At 65.9% G+C, this 15,847-nt stretch carries 12 protein-coding genes; 11 read left to right on the top strand and 1 reads right to left on the bottom strand.

From position 1 onward, the window contains the following. The first annotated feature begins 206 nt into the window (after positions 1 to 206). From ugpQ to glpD, 7 genes are all read left to right on the top strand, one after another. A complete protein-coding gene (gene ugpQ, locus FQU96_RS26410) occupies positions 207 to 1,037 on the top strand; it encodes a glycerophosphodiester phosphodiesterase (RefSeq protein ID WP_146544345.1) in 831 nt (276 codons plus the stop codon). A gap of 254 nt (positions 1,038 to 1,291) precedes the next feature. After that, positions 1,292 to 2,611: a sn-glycerol-3-phosphate ABC transporter substrate-binding protein UgpB gene (gene ugpB / locus FQU96_RS26405; RefSeq protein WP_146544344.1), complete on the top strand. Its 1,320-nt coding sequence runs from the start codon at positions 1,292 to 1,294 to the stop codon at positions 2,609 to 2,611. Between the two features lie 56 nt (positions 2,612 to 2,667). After that, on the top strand, positions 2,668 to 3,597 hold the full coding sequence (gene ugpA, locus FQU96_RS26400) for a sn-glycerol-3-phosphate ABC transporter permease UgpA (protein WP_146544343.1): 930 nt from the start codon (positions 2,668 to 2,670) through the stop codon (positions 3,595 to 3,597). 7 nt (positions 3,598 to 3,604) lie between these two features. Beyond that, positions 3,605 to 4,453 (top strand): sn-glycerol-3-phosphate ABC transporter permease UgpE, encoded by an 849-nt coding sequence (ugpE, locus tag FQU96_RS26395; protein ID WP_146544342.1) that lies wholly within the window; start codon positions 3,605 to 3,607, stop codon positions 4,451 to 4,453. Positions 4,454 to 4,568: 115 nt separating this feature from the next. Next, positions 4,569 to 5,663, top strand: a complete 1,095-nt coding sequence (locus FQU96_RS26390; RefSeq protein ID WP_146544341.1) for a sn-glycerol-3-phosphate import ATP-binding protein UgpC — start codon at positions 4,569 to 4,571, stop codon at positions 5,661 to 5,663. Positions 5,664 to 5,678: 15 nt separating this feature from the next. Then, complete coding sequence (locus FQU96_RS26385; RefSeq protein ID WP_146544340.1) at positions 5,679 to 6,506, top strand: endonuclease/exonuclease/phosphatase family protein; 828 nt, start codon at positions 5,679 to 5,681, stop codon at positions 6,504 to 6,506. 51 nt (positions 6,507 to 6,557) lie between these two features. Further along, positions 6,558 to 8,105 carry a glycerol-3-phosphate dehydrogenase gene (gene glpD / locus FQU96_RS26380; protein WP_146544339.1) on the top strand — a complete coding sequence of 516 codons (1,548 nt, stop codon included), beginning with the start codon at positions 6,558 to 6,560 and terminating at the stop codon, positions 8,103 to 8,105. 179 nt (positions 8,106 to 8,284) lie between these two features. Here the strand turns inward: glpD and FQU96_RS26375 are convergent, their stop codons facing one another. After that, on the bottom strand, positions 8,285 to 9,109 hold the full coding sequence (locus FQU96_RS26375) for an IclR family transcriptional regulator (protein WP_178130714.1): 825 nt from the start codon (positions 9,107 to 9,109) through the stop codon (positions 8,285 to 8,287). Between the two features lie 132 nt (positions 9,110 to 9,241). On the opposite strand from FQU96_RS26375, the gene FQU96_RS26370 reads away from it, so the two are divergent. From FQU96_RS26370 to FQU96_RS26355, 4 genes are read left to right on the top strand one after another with little or no spacing between them, the layout of a single operon-like run. After that, positions 9,242 to 11,566, top strand: a complete 2,325-nt coding sequence (locus tag FQU96_RS26370; protein ID WP_146544337.1) for a xanthine dehydrogenase family protein molybdopterin-binding subunit — start codon at positions 9,242 to 9,244, stop codon at positions 11,564 to 11,566. A 7-nt stretch (positions 11,567 to 11,573) separates the two neighbouring features. Next, the gene (locus FQU96_RS26365) at positions 11,574 to 13,655 is read left to right on the top strand and encodes a hydantoinase/oxoprolinase family protein (protein ID WP_146544364.1); all 2,082 of its coding nucleotides are present in this window, start codon (positions 11,574 to 11,576) and stop codon (positions 13,653 to 13,655) included. Next, positions 13,652 to 15,334 (top strand): hydantoinase B/oxoprolinase family protein, encoded by a 1,683-nt coding sequence (locus FQU96_RS26360; protein ID WP_146544336.1) that lies wholly within the window; start codon positions 13,652 to 13,654, stop codon positions 15,332 to 15,334. The genes FQU96_RS26365 and FQU96_RS26360 overlap by 4 nt, the downstream gene beginning before the upstream one ends. 26 nt (positions 15,335 to 15,360) lie before the next feature. After that, positions 15,361 to 15,831 (top strand): cupin domain-containing protein, encoded by a 471-nt coding sequence (locus FQU96_RS26355; RefSeq protein ID WP_146544335.1) that lies wholly within the window; start codon positions 15,361 to 15,363, stop codon positions 15,829 to 15,831. Positions 15,832 to 15,847 lie beyond the last annotated feature (16 nt).

The raw sequence follows: 15,847 nt of genomic DNA, 5'->3' as shown, positions 1-15,847 counted from the left end.
GGAGTCTGTGTTTGTACCTCCCCCCGTTTGGGGGGGAGGGTGCGCGGGGGGCGGAGGGGGGAGGGGGGAGGGGGGATGGGGGATGGGGGATGGTGCGACGACGCCGACGCTCGATGGCAAGCACCATTTCCGTTGAAGCACCCCCCATCCGGCGCTCCGCGCCACCTTCCCCCGCAAGCAGGGGAAGGTAGAGGACGACACGAAGTGTGCCCAACTTCCATATGCAATGGCCCTGGATCACGCTTCCAGGCTTGTTGAAAGAGCCGCAGCACCCGTCCTATCGTGCGATGATGACGCTGTCTCTCAATCTGCCGCGACTCATTGGTCACCGCGGTGCTGCCGCCTATGCCCCGGAAAATACGCTGGCCTCCCTGCACGAGGCCAGGCGGCGCGGTGCGCCGTGGGTCGAATTCGACGTCAAGCTGTCGCGCGATGATGTGCCGATCCTGATGCATGACGCGTCGCTGAAGCGCACGACTGGCAGTGACCGGCTCGTCGCCGAAACATCATGGGCTGATATCCAGGTGCTTGACGCCGGCTCCTGGAAAGGGGCGGCTTTCGTCGGTGAGGCGGTGCCGTCGTTCGCGGCGGCCATCGATTGCCTGGGCGGTCTTGGCCTGGGCGCCAATGTCGAGATCAAGCCGTGTCCGGGTCGCGAGGCGCAGACGGCCTTAGCCGTAGTCGAGATGCTGCAACATCGGTGGCCCGCCTCGTTGCCGACGCCATTGCTGTCGAGCTTCAAGGACGAGGCGCTGGCGGCGGCCCGCGCCGCAGCGCCGTCGTTTCCGCGCGCCATTTTGATCGATGAACTGGCCGATGATTGGCGCCAGCGCGCCGAGGCAGTCGATGCCGTTGGTGTCAACACCAACGGCGGCAAGCTGACGGCGGCGCGAGCGGCGGAAATCAAGGCCGCCGGTTATCTGCTGAGCGTCTACACGATCAACGATCCGGCGGTTGCCGTCGCATTGCTGGCCTTGGGTGTCGACTGCATCATCACGGATGCGCCCGACGTCACCGCCAAAGCCATCGCATCCTGAGTGCAGTGCTTGGGGGCGGAATCTTCCTTTTGGTTTCGATCGAAAATGGAAGGCGTGGCGACCCGTGTCGAATGTCGCTGACGTCGTGTGATCCGATCGCTATTTGAGTGTCAGCGCGAGGGGCGCACGACATTTCCCCTCTTTCCGCAGGGGCGGTCATCGGGGTAACGTTACTGTCATAAGTCCGCAATCAAGCGGTGACACGGCGGCCCTAATCGCGGACGTCGTTGCATTCGAGAGGGGAGGTGTCGTCGATGCGCACCAGTCTGCTTGTTTCCACCGCCATGGCCGCGCTGATCGCGGCACTGCCGGCCCATGCCCAGAAGGAAATCCAGTTTTGGCACGCCATGGGCGGCAATCTGGGCGAGTCGGTCAATCAGCTGGCGGAAGAGTTCAACAAGTCGCAAAGCGAATACAAGGTCGTTCCGGTTTTCAAAGGCTCGTATACCGAGACCTTGACGGCAGCGATCGCGGCCTTCCGCGCCCGGCAAAACGCACATCCGCATATCGTGCAGGTGTTCGAGGTCGGCACCGCCACCATGATGGCGGCCAAGGGCGCCATCTATCCCGTGCACCAGCTGATGGCCGACGCCAAGGAGGCGTTCGATCCCAAGGCCTATATCGGCCCGGTTTACGGCTACTATTCGACGACCGACGGCAAGCTGCTGTCGATGCCGTTCAACTCGTCGACGCCGGTGTTCTACTGGAACAAGGAGCTGTTCCAGAAGGCGGGCCTCGATCCGGAGAAGCCGCCCAAGACGTGGCCCGAGGTCGGCGAGATGGGCAAGAAGCTGGTCGCTTCGGGCGCCAAGTGCGGATTTACGCCGCAATGGCAGACCTGGACGATGATCGAGAACCTGGGCGCCTGGCACAACCAGCCCTTCGCCACGCAGCAGAACGGGTTTGCCGGCCTCAATGTCGAGCTCAAGATCAACGACGCCCTGCGCGTGAAACACATCCAGACCCTGGCCGACTGGGGTAAGGAAAAGGTGTTCGTCTATGGTGGCCGCGAGGGCAAGTCGACCGCCATGTTCAACGGCGGCGAGTGCGCCATGCACATCGCGTCGTCGGGGTCGGGCGCCGGCATTCAGAAGGCCTTGGGTGTCGAAAAAGTCGGCATCGGCATGATGCCTTACTGGCCCGAGTTCATCGCCAAGCCGCAGAACTCGATCATCGGCGGTGCCACGCTGTGGGTGCTGCAGGGCAAGCCCAAGGAAGAATACGCCGGCGTAGCCAAGTTCTTTACCTTCCTATCGAAGGGCGACGTGCAAGCCAAATGGCACCAGGAAACCGGCTACGTGCCGATCACGTTGTCGGCGGTCGACATCACGGAGAAAGCCGGCTTCTACAAGAAGTTCCCCGGCCGTGAAATCGCCGTGCAGCAGCTCACGCTGAACCCGCCGACCGAGAACTCCAAGGGCCTGCGCATCGGCAACTTCGTGCAGATCCGCGACGTGATGGACGAAGAGCTCGAGTCCGTATGGTCGGGCAAGAAGAACGCCAAACAGGCGCTCGATGATGCCGTCGCGCGCGGCAACAAGCTGCTCAAGGACTTCGCGGCAGCCAACAACTAGAGCCACGGACACCCGCCGCGCTAACGAGCGCGGCGGGCGTCCAGCGGACCGCAGCAATGCACAAGCGCGTCACGTTCGACACCAAGCTCCTGCCCTATCTGCTGCTCCTGCCGCAGATCTTCGTCACGATCGCGTTCTTCATCTGGCCATCGGCGGAGACCGTCTGGCAGTCGTTCATCCTCGCCGATGCGTTCGGCGGCAACGCCCAGTTTCTGTGCAGCGGCGTGCTGTCCGATCCGCTGGGGGCTGACGCCTGGCAGCGCTGCTTCCGCCACTTCGATCGCCTTTTGAGCGATTCCGGCTACTGGCATTCGGCACGCCTCACCCTGGTGTTCAGCCTGCTGGTGGCGAGTGTCGGGCTGGGGTTCGCATTACTGCTGGCGGTCATGGCCGACCGCACCCTGCGCGGCGCCACGCTCTACAAGACGTTTCTGATCTGGCCGTACGCGGTGGCGCCGGCGGTGGCTGGCGTGCTGTTCGGTTTCATGTTCAACCCGCGTGTCGGCATCCTCGCCTACATGCTGTCCGGCCTGGGCATCGAATGGAACCATCAGGTCAACGGCACGCAGGCGTTGTGGCTGGTGATCTTCGCCGCCTGCTGGAACCAGATCAGCTACAATTTCCTCTTCTTCCTGGCCGGCCTGCAGTCGATTCCCAAGTCGCTGATCGAGGCGGCGGCGATCGACGGCGCCGGTCCCGGCCGGCGTTTCTGGACCATCATCTTCCCGCTGCTGTCGCCGACCGGCTTCTTTCTGCTGGTGGTCAACATCATCTATGCCTTCTTCGGCACCTTCGGCATCGTCGATGCGCTGACCCAAGGTGGCCCCGGCCAGGACACAGAGATCCTAGTCTACAAGGTCTACAAGGACGGCTTCCGCGGCCAGGATTTCGGTGGCTCGGCCGCTCAGTCGACGATCCTCATGATCATCGTGATCGCGTTCACCGTCGTGCAGTTCCGCTTCATCGAGCGGCGGGTTCATTACTGAGGCGCCGATGGTCGAGAACCGCCCCTGGCTCACCGTCTTTGCCCACATCGTGCTGATCCTGGGCGTCGCTGTGATCGCCTTTCCGATATGGATCACGTTCGTCGCGTCGACTCACGACTCCGCAACGATGCTGAGGCCGCCGGTGCCGCTGCTGCCCGGCTCACACATGGTGGAGAATTACACGCGGGTGCTGGGCGAGGGGTTCGCGCAGGCCTCGCGTACGCCGCTGTGGCAGGTGCTGGCCAACAGCCTGATCATGGCGCTGGGCGTCTGCATCGGCAAGATCGCGATCTCGCTGATTGCTGCCTACGCCATCGTCTATTTCCGCTTTCCGCTGCGCATGACCGCGTTCTGGATGATCTTCATCACCCTGATGCTGCCGATCGAAGTGCGCATCGTGCCGACCTACAACGTGGTCGCCAACTTCGGCATGCTCAACAGCTACGGCGGCCTGATCGTGCCGCTGATCGCCTCGGCCACCGCCACGTTCCTGTTCCGCCAGTTCTTCCTCAGCGTGCCGGACGAACTCACCGAAGCTGCCCGCGTCGATGGCGCCGGCCCGACCCGGTTCTTCTTCGACATTCTGCTGCCGATGAGCCGCACGAGCATCGCCGCCTTGTTCGTGATCCAGTTCATCTACGGCTGGAACCAGTATCTGTGGCCGCTGCTGATCACGACCGAGGAGAGTTTCTACACCGTGATCATGACGCTCTCGCGCCAAGCCAACGTGGTGGACGGCGTGCCGCAATGGAACCTCATCATGACGGTCGGCATGCTGGCGATGCTGCCGCCGGTGCTGGTGGTGGTTCTGATGCAGCGCCAGTTCGTGCGCGGCCTCGTGGAGACAGAGAAGTGAAAGCGAAGTGCCTGTCATTCCGAGCGCAGCGAGGAATCTTCTGCTTGCGGGGACACTGTTGCCACAAGATGTCTCGCTGCGCTCGACATGACGGACTGTACGCGGAGGAAGCGATATGGCCGGCGTGAGCCTGCGCGGCGTCAAGAAGTCGTACGATGCCAAGATCGACGTCATCCACGGCATCGACATGGAGATCACCGACGGCGAGTTCATCGTGATCGTCGGTCCCTCGGGTTGCGGCAAATCGACCTTGCTGCGCATGGTTGCCGGTCTGGAACGCATCACCGGCGGCGAGGTTGCGATTGGAGATCGCGTGGTCAACACGCTGGAACCCAAGGATCGCGATATCGCCATGGTGTTCCAGAACTACGCGCTCTATCCGCACATGAGCGTGTACGACAACATGGCTTACGGCTTGCGCATCCGCGGCATGTCGAAGGCCGAGATCGATCAGCGCGTCCAGAAGGCAGCCAAGATCCTGGAGCTGTCGGCTCTGCTACAGCGCAAGCCGCGCCAGCTGTCGGGCGGCCAGCGCCAGCGTGTCGCCATGGGCCGCGCCATCGTGCGCGAGCCGGCCGTGTTCCTGTTCGACGAGCCGCTCAGCAATCTTGACGCCAAGCTGCGCGTGCAGATGCGGCTGGAGATCAAGCGGCTGCAGCGCGAACTGGGCACCACCAGCATCTACGTCACGCACGACCAGGTCGAGGCGATGACCTTGGCGGATCGGTTGATCGTCATGAATGCCGGCCGGGCCGAGCAGATCGGCTCGCCGATGGACGTCTATGAACACCCGGCATCGACGTTCGTGGCCGGCTTCATCGGCTCGCCGGCCATGAACTTCCTGTCCGGCACGATCGGTGCCGACCGGCGTTCTGTGGAGTTGGCAACCGCTGATGCGCAGCGCGTGACTCTGTCGCTGAGCAAGGCCGCCGAAGGCGAGGCCGGCAGCGCGGTGACCCTGGGCGTGCGTCCCGAGCACCTGCTGGCCGACGGCGGTACCGGTGCCATCGCGCTGCAGATCGAGATGGTCGAGCCGTTGGGCGCCGACACGCTGCTGCATGGTCATTTCGGCGAGTCGAAGGAGGGCGTTACCGTCCGCATGCCGGGTCACGTCCAGGTGAAGGGCGGCGAGCAGCGCCGATTCAATGTCGATGCCGCCAACGTTCACCTGTTCGACGCCGGCAATGGCCGGCGCATTGCGCTGGCGTGATCCATCCGGCTGCCGATGCTTTTCGCCAGCTACAACATTCACTATGGATTGGGCCGCGACCACCGATACGACGTGGGCCGTATTGCCGACGTCGTGGCTGATGCCGACGTGATCTGCCTGCAGGAAGTCGTGCAAGGCTGGGCGTTGAACGCTTTCGCCGACCAGGCCGCGGAGATCGCCGACCGGCTGAACCGCTACGTGTGGTTCCACGGTGCCTTCGACGCCGACGCCAGCGCGGTTGGCGCCGATGGCCGGATCACCAACCGCCGCCGTACGTTCGGCAATGCCGTTCTGGCGCGCTGGCCGATCCGCGAGGCCCGCGGCCACCTGCTGCCCAAGACCATCCTGTCGGCCGAGTTCGACCTGCAGCGCAGCGTGGTCGAGGCCGTGATCGCGGCGCCGTCCGGCGCACTGCGCGTCTACAGCCTGCATCTGTCGCATCTGGCGCCGTGCCAACGGTTGCCGCAGATCGCGGCCCTGCTGGAGCTGGTGCATGGCGCCGCCCGTCGCGGCGGAGTCTGGGACAATGCCGCCACGGATCTGCTCGTCTTCAGCGAGCCGGCGCCGCCGGTGCCGGCGTCGGCCGTCGTGATGGGCGATTTCAACTTCACGCACACCGATCCCGAGTATCCGGTGATGGGCCGCGCTGTGGCCGGTGACGGTCTGGTCGATGCCTGGAGCCAGGCCGGCAATGCCGAGGATCGCGAGAGTTTCCCGGACTACGGTCGGATCGACCACTGCTTCGTGACGGCGGACCTGGCAAGCCGCGTCCGGCGGGCCTGGATCGACGACACCACGCCGGCTTCCGACCACTACCCGCTGTTCGTCGAGATCGAGGCATAATGCCACCCCGGCATCGCCGTCACGTACGGAACGCGTTACAGTTGTCTTACAATGTCGGCTGATTCTCCCAATTCACCCTTCGTGCTCGATCTGTTCGTTGTCGGCGGCGGTGTCAACGGCGCCGGGATCGCCTGCGACGCGACGGGCCGCGGACTGAAGGTCGGGCTGTGCGAAATGAACGATTTCGCCAGCGCCACCAGCTCGGCCTCGTCCAAGCTCATTCACGGCGGCCTGCGCTACCTCGAACACTACGAGTTCCGGCTGGTGCGCGAGGCGCTGAAGGAACGCGAACTGCTGCTGGCCAAGATGGCGCATATCGCCCGGCCGCTGCGCTTCGTGCTGCCGCACGAGCCGCATCTGCGCTCACGCTGGATGCTGCGGCTGGGGCTTTTCATCTATGACCATCTCGATCGGCGCATGCGGCTGCCCAAGACCGAAAGCGTGCAGTTGCGTAAGAGTCCGTACGGTGCCGGACTCAAGCCGGACTTCACCTTCGGCTTCGCCTACTCGGACGGCTGGGTCGACGATGCGCGCCTGGTGATCGGTAACCTGAAGTCGGCGCGCAATCGCGGCGCCAGCATCTTCGCCCGCCACAAATGCGTTGCCGCGCGCCGCGTCGAGAATGGCGCGCGCGGTCGTGTGTGGGAGATCGTGCTGGAGGAGGTCGGTACCGGCCAGTCCGTCACCGTGCGCGCCAAGGGCCTGGTCAATGCGTCGGGTCCCTGGGTCAAGCAGTGGTTCTCCGACGTCGGCCACGTCGAGACCAAGAAGCGCGTTCGCCTTGTGAAGGGCAGCCATATCGTCGTGCCCAAGCTGCATGATGGCGATCACGCCTTCATCCTGCAGAACAGCGACCAGCGCATCGTGTTCGTCATTCCCTACGAGCGCGATTTCTCCCTGATCGGCACCACCGACATCGAACTCGATGTCTATGCGCCGGGTCCGGTGACGATCGCGCCGGAGGAGGTCACCTACCTGTGTGATCTCGCCAACCACTACATGGAGAAGCAGATCACGCCAGCCGATGTCGTGTGGTCGTACGCCGGCGTGCGGCCACTGTTCGACGACGGCACCGATGATCCGTCGGCGGTGACACGCGACTACGTCCTGGAGGTCGACGATGTCGATGGCCAGGCGCCGCTGCTGAGCGTCTTCGGCGGCAAGATCACGACCTATCGCAAGCTGGCTGAGCAGGCGATGGACGACCTCGGGCGCTACTATCCCAGCATGGGCGGCCGGTGGACCGACCAGGAGCCGCTGCCCGACGGCGAGATCCCGCACGCCGACTTCGAGTCCTTCGTGCAGGGGCTCTTCGGCGTGCGCGCCGGCCTGCCGCAAACCTATCTCTACCGGCTGGCGCGCCGCCACGGTGCCGGTTGCGATGATGTGCTGGGCACGGCCAAGACCCCAGCCGATCTCGGCCGCCATTTCGGCGGCGACCTGTACGAGGTCGAGGTCGACTACCTGATGCGCGACGAGTGGGCGCGCGAGCCTGACGACGTGTTGTGGCGCCGCACCAAGGAAGGCCTGCACATGACCGCAGCCGAACGTCAGGCGTTCGCCGACTGGATGAACGCCCGCCGGCGCAATGCAGCGTAAGGCTTCCCGCTCGCATGGTTGTCCTCCCCAGCTTCGCTGGGGAGGTGCCCCGAAGGGGCGGAGGGGAGCTGACGTGGCCTTGATAACTGAGACCACGTCGGCTCCCCATCCGACCTTCGGCCACCTTCCCCGCAAGCGGGGAAGGGACAGGCGCCGGCGAGACGCCCGCGCTCCCAGGTTCAGCGCGGGGATGTCGATCGCTTGGCTGGCGCCTGGCGGGGTGGGGTTGCCAGGCCGCCCAGTCCGGTCGAGATCCGGGCGGCCACCGCGGCCAGCCTGGTGCGGAAGCGGGCAACAGCCGGTTCGGTGAAGCGGCTGACGGGGCCCGAGACGTTCACGACGCCGAGGAAGCCGTTGGTGTTGAAGATGGGTGCCGCGACCGATGCCGTCTGCGGATCGCTGAGTCCCGCGGTGGCAACGCACAGGTCGGCGTAGTCGACCAGGGCGTCGGGGCGGGTGGTGGTGTTCTCGTACTGCCGCAGGATGCGGCTCGCGGCGGCCTGGTCGAGGTCGAGGATCTGTCCAGCGACGATGACGTGCCGCACGGCCTGGGGCGAGTCGACGCGGAACAGGCACTGTCGTTGCGCGCCCGCGCGGACATAGAAGGCGGCACTTTCGCCGGTAGCGGCCGACAGCGCCGCCAACGCAGGCTTCATCACCTCCTCGAGCTGGAAGGAGGCGGCATAGCCCGATCCCAACTCGTGCACGATCCCGCCGATGCGGTACTGCCCATCGGCCAACCGCGTCACGTAACCGTATTGCTCGAGTGTCGCCAGGATGCGCAGCAAGGTGCTTTTGAACAGGTTCGTTTGCCGTGACAGTTCGCTGAGTGTCAGGCGGGGAGCCGTGCGGAACGCGCTCAGCACCTGCAAGGCCCGTTCGACTGCCGCGATCGGCTTGCTGTCGGCCCCGGTCCGGCGGTCATCGTCCTGCGCTGCCAACCGGGCTGCACGTCGTGATCCGTGAGGCTTGCGCTCTGGTTGTTGGATGGTTTTGCGGGGCATCGGGATGTATCGATCGAATCGCCGACAGCGCTTCGATGTCAAAATAGAACGTTGTTCTTTTTCTAGACACCCCAGTAGGCGCATGCAAGGCTCGTGGTGCCGGTCAAGCCCTGAACGTTGCGGAAGGTTCCGATGCCGGACCGCTATCTAGGACAGTCCCTGGACCGACTGGAGGATGCGCGGTTCCTGACCGGGCGCGGGACCTATGTCGCCAATCTCCCGGCGCCGGATTGCCTGCACCTGCATGTGCTGCGTTCGCCGCATGGCCATGCCCGCATCGAGAGCGTCGATATCACCGCCGCGGCTGCCATGCCCGGCGTTGTGGCGGTCGTGACGGCAGCCGATCTGGCGGCCGACGGCATTGGTGACCTACCCTGCATCACCGTGTTCGATGCCGTCGAGCCGCTGATCGTGCCGCCGCGTCCGGCCCTGGCTCGCGATGTCGTGCGCCATGTCGGCGATCCCGTCGCCTGTGTCGTGGCGACATCGGCGGCGGCGGCGCTCGAAGCCGCCGAAGCGATCGTGGTCGCCTACCATCCGCTGCCCTGTGTGACCGATGCCGCCGCGGCGCTCGCAACAGGTGCGCCGCAGCTCTGGCCCCAGGCGCCGGGCAATTCGGCGTTTCTGTTCCGCCGCGGTGATCGCGATGCCGTTGCGGCCGCGATGGCCTCGGCGGCGCACGTCGTTGAATGCACCCTGGTCAACAACCGCATCGTGGTGGCGTCCGTCGAAACGCGGGCAGCGATCGGCATCTACGATCCCGATGCTGACCTCCTGCACCTGACGCTCACGGGGCAGGCCGTGCACGGCATGCGCCGCCAGCTGGCTGATATGATCTTCCATATTCCCGTGGAGCGCATGCGGCTGACCGTGCCCGATGTCGGCGGCGGCTTCGGCATGAAGAACGTGGTCTATCCGGAGTACGTGCTGGTGCTATGGGCGGCACGCCGGCTGCGTCGTCCTGTGCGCTGGGTGGCCGAACGGATCGAGGATTTCGTCAGTTCCACGCACGGCCGGGACAATCTTTCACGTGCCCGCCTGGCGCTCGATGCGGCCGGCCGCTTCCTGGCGCTCGATATGCAGACCATCGCCAACATGGGCGCCTATCTCGCCCCCAACGGGCCGGTCAGTTCGACAAACGCCGCCGCCAGCGCCACTGGCGGCGTCTATGCCATTCCCGCGGTGTGCACCGAAGTGCGCGGCGCCTTCACCAACACGCCACCGATCGACGCCTATCGCGGCGCCGGCAAGCCGGAAGCCAACTACATCATCGAGCGCCTGGTCGATCTCGCGGCGGTTCGGCTCGGTATCGATGCCGTGGAGCTGCGGCGGCGCAATATCATCGCGACGTTTCCCTACCGTACCGCGATGGGCATGCAGATCGATGGCGGCCGGTTCGGCGCCAATCTCGACGCCGCCGCCGAGGCCGCCGACCGCGCGGGCTTCGCGGCGCGACGGGCGCAGTCGGCGGCCGCCGGTTTGTTGCGCGGCATCGGTATTGCCTGTTTCCTGGAGACCGCGCGCGGCGCGCCCAACGAGGTGGCTCGCGCCGCGTTCGAGGCCGACGGTACGGTGTCGTTGGCGGTCGGCACGCAATCGAACGGGCAGGGTCACGAAACGACGTATCCGCAGGTCGCGGCCGACATGCTCGGCCTGCCGGTGACCGCGTTCCGCTTCCAGCAGGGCGATACGCGCCTGCTGCCGGGCGGCAACGGGCACGGCGGTGCGCGATCCATGCACCTGGGCGGCACGGCGCTGGTGCTGGCGGTGGAAGGCTTGCTGGACAAGGCGCGACGGATCGCGGCGCACCTGTTGCAGGCGTCGGTCGAGCAGGTGACCTATGCCGAGGGGACGTTCACGGTGCAGGACACGGATCGCCGCATCGCCATCGCTGCCGTGGCCGAGGCGGCACGCGATGCGGCAAACCTGCCCGAGGACATGACGCCGGGGCTGGCGGCCGACGGCTCCAATGTCAGCGATGCCTATACATTCCCCAACGGTTGCCACATCGCGGAGGTGGAGGTCGATCCTGAGACCGGCGCCGTGCGGCTGGACCGCTACACGCTGGTCGACGATTTCGGCCGCCTGCTCAACCCGCGACTGACCCTGGGCCAGGTGCATGGCGGCGTGGTGCAGGGAATCGGTCAGGCGATGCTGGAGCACGTCGTGTTCGATCCCGAGTCGGGCCAGATGCTGAGCGGCTCGTTCATGGACTACACCGTGCCGCGTGCCGACGACCTGCCGGCCTTTGCCGGCGGGCTCGATGCTTCGGCGCCCACCGCCGCCAACCGGCTGGGCGTGAAGGGATCCGGACAGGCCGGCGCCATCGCCGCACCGCAGACGATCATGAACGCCGTCCTGGATGCTCTGGTGCCGTTGGGCGTGACTGCGCTCGACATGCCGGCGACGCCACACCGGGTGTGGCACGCCATCCAGGCGGCACGCCGTGCGCCGTAGGCAGTCGATGGGCAAGGCGGCGGTGCGTCTGGCGGTCGATATCGGTGGCACGTTCACCGATCTCGTGCTCGACGTGGGCGGCCGGTTCATATCGACGAAGGTGCTGACCACGCAGGAGGCTCCCGAGCGCGGCGTGCTGGACGGTACCCGCCGAATTCTGGCGCAGGCGGGCGTGGCGGCGTCGGATCTCGACCTGGTGATCCACGGCACGACGCTCGCGACAAACGCGCTGATCGAGCGCAAGGGCGCGCGCACGGCGCTGCTGACCACGGCCGGCTTCCGCGATTCGCTGGAGATCGCCTACGAACACCGCTTCGAGCAATACGACATCTACATGGAACGGCCCGAGCCGCTGGTGCCACGGCCGTTGCGTTATGAAGTTCCGGAGCGTATTGCCGCCGACGGCGATGTGATGCTGCCGCTCGACGAACGGGCGGTCGAACGGCTCGCCGAGCGGCTCATGGCCGATGGTGTCGAGGCGGTGGCGATCTGCTTCCTGCATGCCTACCGCAATGCCGCCCATGAAGAACGCGCCAGCGCGATCATCGCGCGCCGCATTCCGGCACGTGTGATTGCCATTTCCAGCGAAGTCTGCCCCGAGATCCGCGAGTATGAGCGGGCATCCACCACCGCGGCCAACGCTTACGTGCTGCCGGTGATGGAGGGCTATCTCGAACGCCTCGACCACGGCCTGAAGGCGCTGGGGTGCTCTGGGCCGCTGTTGCTGATCATGTCGTCCGGCGGCATCACCACGGTCGATACCGCGCGCCGGTTTCCGATTCGCCTGGTCGAAAGCGGCCCGGCCGGCGGTGCCATCATGGCGCTGGCGGTGGCGGCGCAGAACGGCATCGACAAGGCGCTGGCTTTCGACATGGGTGGCACCACCGCCAAGATCACCTTGATCGATGGCCTGCGCCCGCAGCAGTCGCGCCACTTCGAGATCGGCCGCGCCGCGCGCTTCGTGAAGGGCAGCGGTATTCCTGTCCGCATCCCCGTCATCGACATGGTCGAAATCGGCGCCGGCGGTGGCTCGATCGCGCGCACCGATCCGTTGGGCCGCATCACCGTCGGCCCTGACAGTGCCGGCGCGATGCCCGGACCGGCGTCCTACGGCCGCGGTGGGACGATGCCCACGGTGACGGACGCCAACCTGCTGCTGGGCTGGCTCGATCCGGCGAACTTTGCCGGCGGCCATATCGACCTGGCGCCGGCGGTGGCCGCAGCGGCGGTGGACGCGGTTGTCGGCAGCCGAATCGGACTTGATCGCACGCAGGCAGCGCACGGGATCACCGAACTGGTAACCGAGACCATGGCCAGCGCCGCCCGCGTGCATGCCGTGGAAAACGGCAAGGACATGGCCGAGCGCACCATGATCGCCTTTGGTGGTGCGGCACCGCTGCATGCGGCGCGGTTGGCGCAGAAGCTCGGCATTGCGCGCGTGATCATCCCGGTCGGCGCCGGCGTCGGTTCGGCCTACGGCTTCCTGCGCGCACCGATGGCCTACGAGGTCGTCCGCACGCGACTGGTGCCATTGAAAGCATACGATCCCGAGTACGTGGCATCGTTGTTCGCGGCCATGCGCGCCGAGGCGGAGGCGGTCGTGCGGTTGGGTGCGGCCGACACGGCGCTGGAGGAGACGCGCACGGCCTACATGCGCTACCGCGGCCAGGGTCACGAGGTCGCTGTGCCGGTCCCGGATGCGGCGCTGCGGCCCGGCGGCGTGGATCACCTCCACCATGCCTTCGAGCAGGTCTATCACGCCCTCTACGGACGCACGATCCCGTTGCTCGATGTCGAGGCGCTGACCTGGACGCTGTCGCTGGCCGAGTCGCGGGAACTGCCCGCGCGCGAACCGCCGGTGGCGGCCAGGTCGGCACCAGAGCCGGTTGCTCGCCGGGCACTCTTCGACCCCGGCCGCGGTGCCACCGTCGAGGCTGGCGTCTACGGTCGCGACAGCCTGCCGCCGGGTGCGGTGGTCGAAGGGCCAGCCATCATCATCGAGGCGGAGACGTCGACATTGATCCCTGGCGGATTCGTCGCAACGCTGAACGGTGCAGGCCAGATCGTCATCGACAGGAGGCCGCGATGAGCCATCGACTGGGCGAAATCGAGGTACAGATCCTGTGGAACCGCCTGATCGCCGTGGTCGAGGAGCAGGCCCAGACGCTGATCCGGACCGCTTTCAGCACGGCGGCGCGCGAGGCCGGCGATATCTCGGCCGGCGTCTTCGACCGGCGCGGGCGCATGATCGCGCAGGCTGTGACCGGTACGCCGGGCCATGTCAACTCGATGGCGCGGTCGGTCGGGCATTTCCTCGATGCCTATCCGCTCGACACCCTGGTGGCCGGTGATGTGTTGATCACCAACGACCCCTGGAAGGGCACCGGCCATCTTTTCGACCTGACGGTGGTGACGCCCACGTTCAAGAATGGCCACGCGGTCGGGCTATTCGCCTGCACGACCCATGTGGTCGACATCGGCGGCATCGGCCAGAGTCCGTCCGGCAGGCAGATCTATCACGAAGGCCTGCAGATCCCGATGATGCCCTTGGCACGCGCAGGCCAGATGAACGAGGACCTGCTGCGCATCGTGCGTGCCAACGTCCGCGAGCCGGTCCAGGTCGTGGGCGACATCTACGGCCTTGCCGCCTGCAACGATATCGGTGCGGCCCGCCTGGTCGAGATGATGGCCGAGTTCGGCCTCGACGATCTGGAGGAACTGTCGGAAACCATCATCAGCCGCAGCCGCCAGGCCATGGCCGACGCGATCGGCAAGCTGCCGCGCGGCACCTGGACGTCCAGCATGACCATCGACGGCCTGGAGGCTCCGGTGACGCTGGTCGGCTCGCTCACCATCGACGCCGACGTGGTTCGCGTCGATTACACCGGCACATCGGGTATATCGAGCTTCGCGATCAACTGCCCGCTTTGCTACACGGAAGCCTACACCGCCTTTGGCGTGAAATGCGCCATCGCCCCCTGGATTCCTAACAACGCCGGGACCCTGGATGCGGTGATCGTCACGGCGCCCGACTCCTGCATCGTGAACGCGCAGCATCCGGCGGCAGTCTACGCGCGGTCCATCATTGGCCACATGCTGCCCGATATCGTCTTCGGCTGTCTCGACCAGGCGATGCCGGGCACCATGCCGGCCGAGGGTACGTCCTCGTTGTGGAATCTCAGCCTGGTGGCGGCGCACGGATTGACCGGCCGTGCCGATGAGGTCCGTACCGCGTTCAACGTAACGACCTTCCACTCCGGCGGCGCCGGCGCGCGGCCGCAGCTGGATGGTCTGTCGGCGACGCCGTTTCCCAGCGGCGTGCGCAACGTGCCCGTCGAGGTGACCGAATCGATCACACCCGTCGTCGTGTGGCGCAAGGAGCTGCGCACCGACTCGGGCGGTGCCGGGCGCCAGCGCGGCGGCCTGGGCCAGGTCATGGAGGTCAGCAACCGCGATCCGTCACCGATGGGCATCTACCATCGCTTCGAGCGCGTGCGGTTTCCTGCCCGCGGGCGCGCCGGCGGCAGGGAAGGGGCCGTCGGCCGGCTGCGCCTAAGCTCGGGTACGGAGTTCCCCGACAAGGGTCTGCATATCGTGCCGGCGGGTGATCGCGTCATCATCGAGATGCCGGGTGGCGGCGGTTACGGCGATCCGCGAACCCGTGATCCCAGGCGGGTCGCGCGCGATGTTGCCTATGGGCTGGTCAGTGCGGAAGAAGCCGAAAGGACCTATGGCGTTGCGGCGGACGGCGCACCGCCAAAATCGTGATACGCTCGGCGACGAAGAGGTGAGCGATGGCCGAGACGCTGGGATTTGACCCCCTGACGGTTCCCGAGAGCAATTTCACGACCTATCCCGAGCCGTATCGTGCGGCCAACCAGCAGCGCTGGAATCGCCGGCTGGGTGAGCATATCGGGTTGACCAACTTCGGTGTCAACCTGACACGCATCGTGCCTGGCGGACAGTCGTCAAACCGTCATGCCCACTCGCGCCAGGACGAATTCGTCTATGTCCTGGAAGGCGAGGTGGTGCTGGAGACCACTGCCGGCAACCAGATCCTGCAGGCAGGCATGTGCGCCGGCTTTCCAGCCGGCACGGGCCTTGCGCACCGCTTCATCAATCGCACCGACAAGGATGTCGTGCTGCTGGTGATCGGCGATCGCACGCCGGGCGACGAGGTCAGCTATCCCGACGTCGACGTCCACGCCCGCATGGGCGCCGATGGCAAGTACCGGTATGAGCACAAGGACGGCACGCCGTACTGATCGTTTCTGGAGTTCT

The organism is Reyranella sp. CPCC 100927 (assembly GCF_007859315.1).
GTDB lineage: Bacteria > Pseudomonadota > Alphaproteobacteria > Reyranellales > Reyranellaceae > Vineibacter.
The sequence above is the reverse complement of the archived record's forward strand: the minus strand, read 5'-3'. Positions and strand labels throughout refer to the sequence as shown.

Bases quoted from the DNA above. Each gene is read 5' to 3' on its own strand.
- FQU96_RS26390 (WP_146544341.1), top strand. From the start codon at position 4,569: ATGGCCGGCGTGAGCCTGCGCGGCGTCAAGAAGTCGTACGATGCCAAG.
- ugpE (WP_146544342.1), top strand. From the start codon at position 3,605: ATGGTCGAGAACCGCCCCTGGCTCACCGTCTTTGCCCACATCGTGCTG.
- FQU96_RS26370 (WP_146544337.1), top strand. From the start codon at position 9,242: ATGCCGGACCGCTATCTAGGACAGTCCCTGGACCGACTGGAGGATGCG.
- FQU96_RS26375 (WP_178130714.1), bottom strand. From the start codon at position 9,109: ATGCCCCGCAAAACCATCCAACAACCAGAGCGCAAGCCTCACGGATCA.
- FQU96_RS26365 (WP_146544364.1), top strand. From the start codon at position 11,574: ATGGGCAAGGCGGCGGTGCGTCTGGCGGTCGATATCGGTGGCACGTTC.
- ugpB (WP_146544344.1), top strand. From the start codon at position 1,292: ATGCGCACCAGTCTGCTTGTTTCCACCGCCATGGCCGCGCTGATCGCG.
- FQU96_RS26385 (WP_146544340.1), top strand. From the start codon at position 5,679: ATGCTTTTCGCCAGCTACAACATTCACTATGGATTGGGCCGCGACCAC.
- FQU96_RS26360 (WP_146544336.1), top strand. From the start codon at position 13,652: ATGAGCCATCGACTGGGCGAAATCGAGGTACAGATCCTGTGGAACCGC.
- FQU96_RS26355 (WP_146544335.1), top strand. From the start codon at position 15,361: ATGGCCGAGACGCTGGGATTTGACCCCCTGACGGTTCCCGAGAGCAAT.
- glpD (WP_146544339.1), top strand. From the start codon at position 6,558: ATGTCGGCTGATTCTCCCAATTCACCCTTCGTGCTCGATCTGTTCGTT.
- ugpA (WP_146544343.1), top strand. From the start codon at position 2,668: ATGCACAAGCGCGTCACGTTCGACACCAAGCTCCTGCCCTATCTGCTG.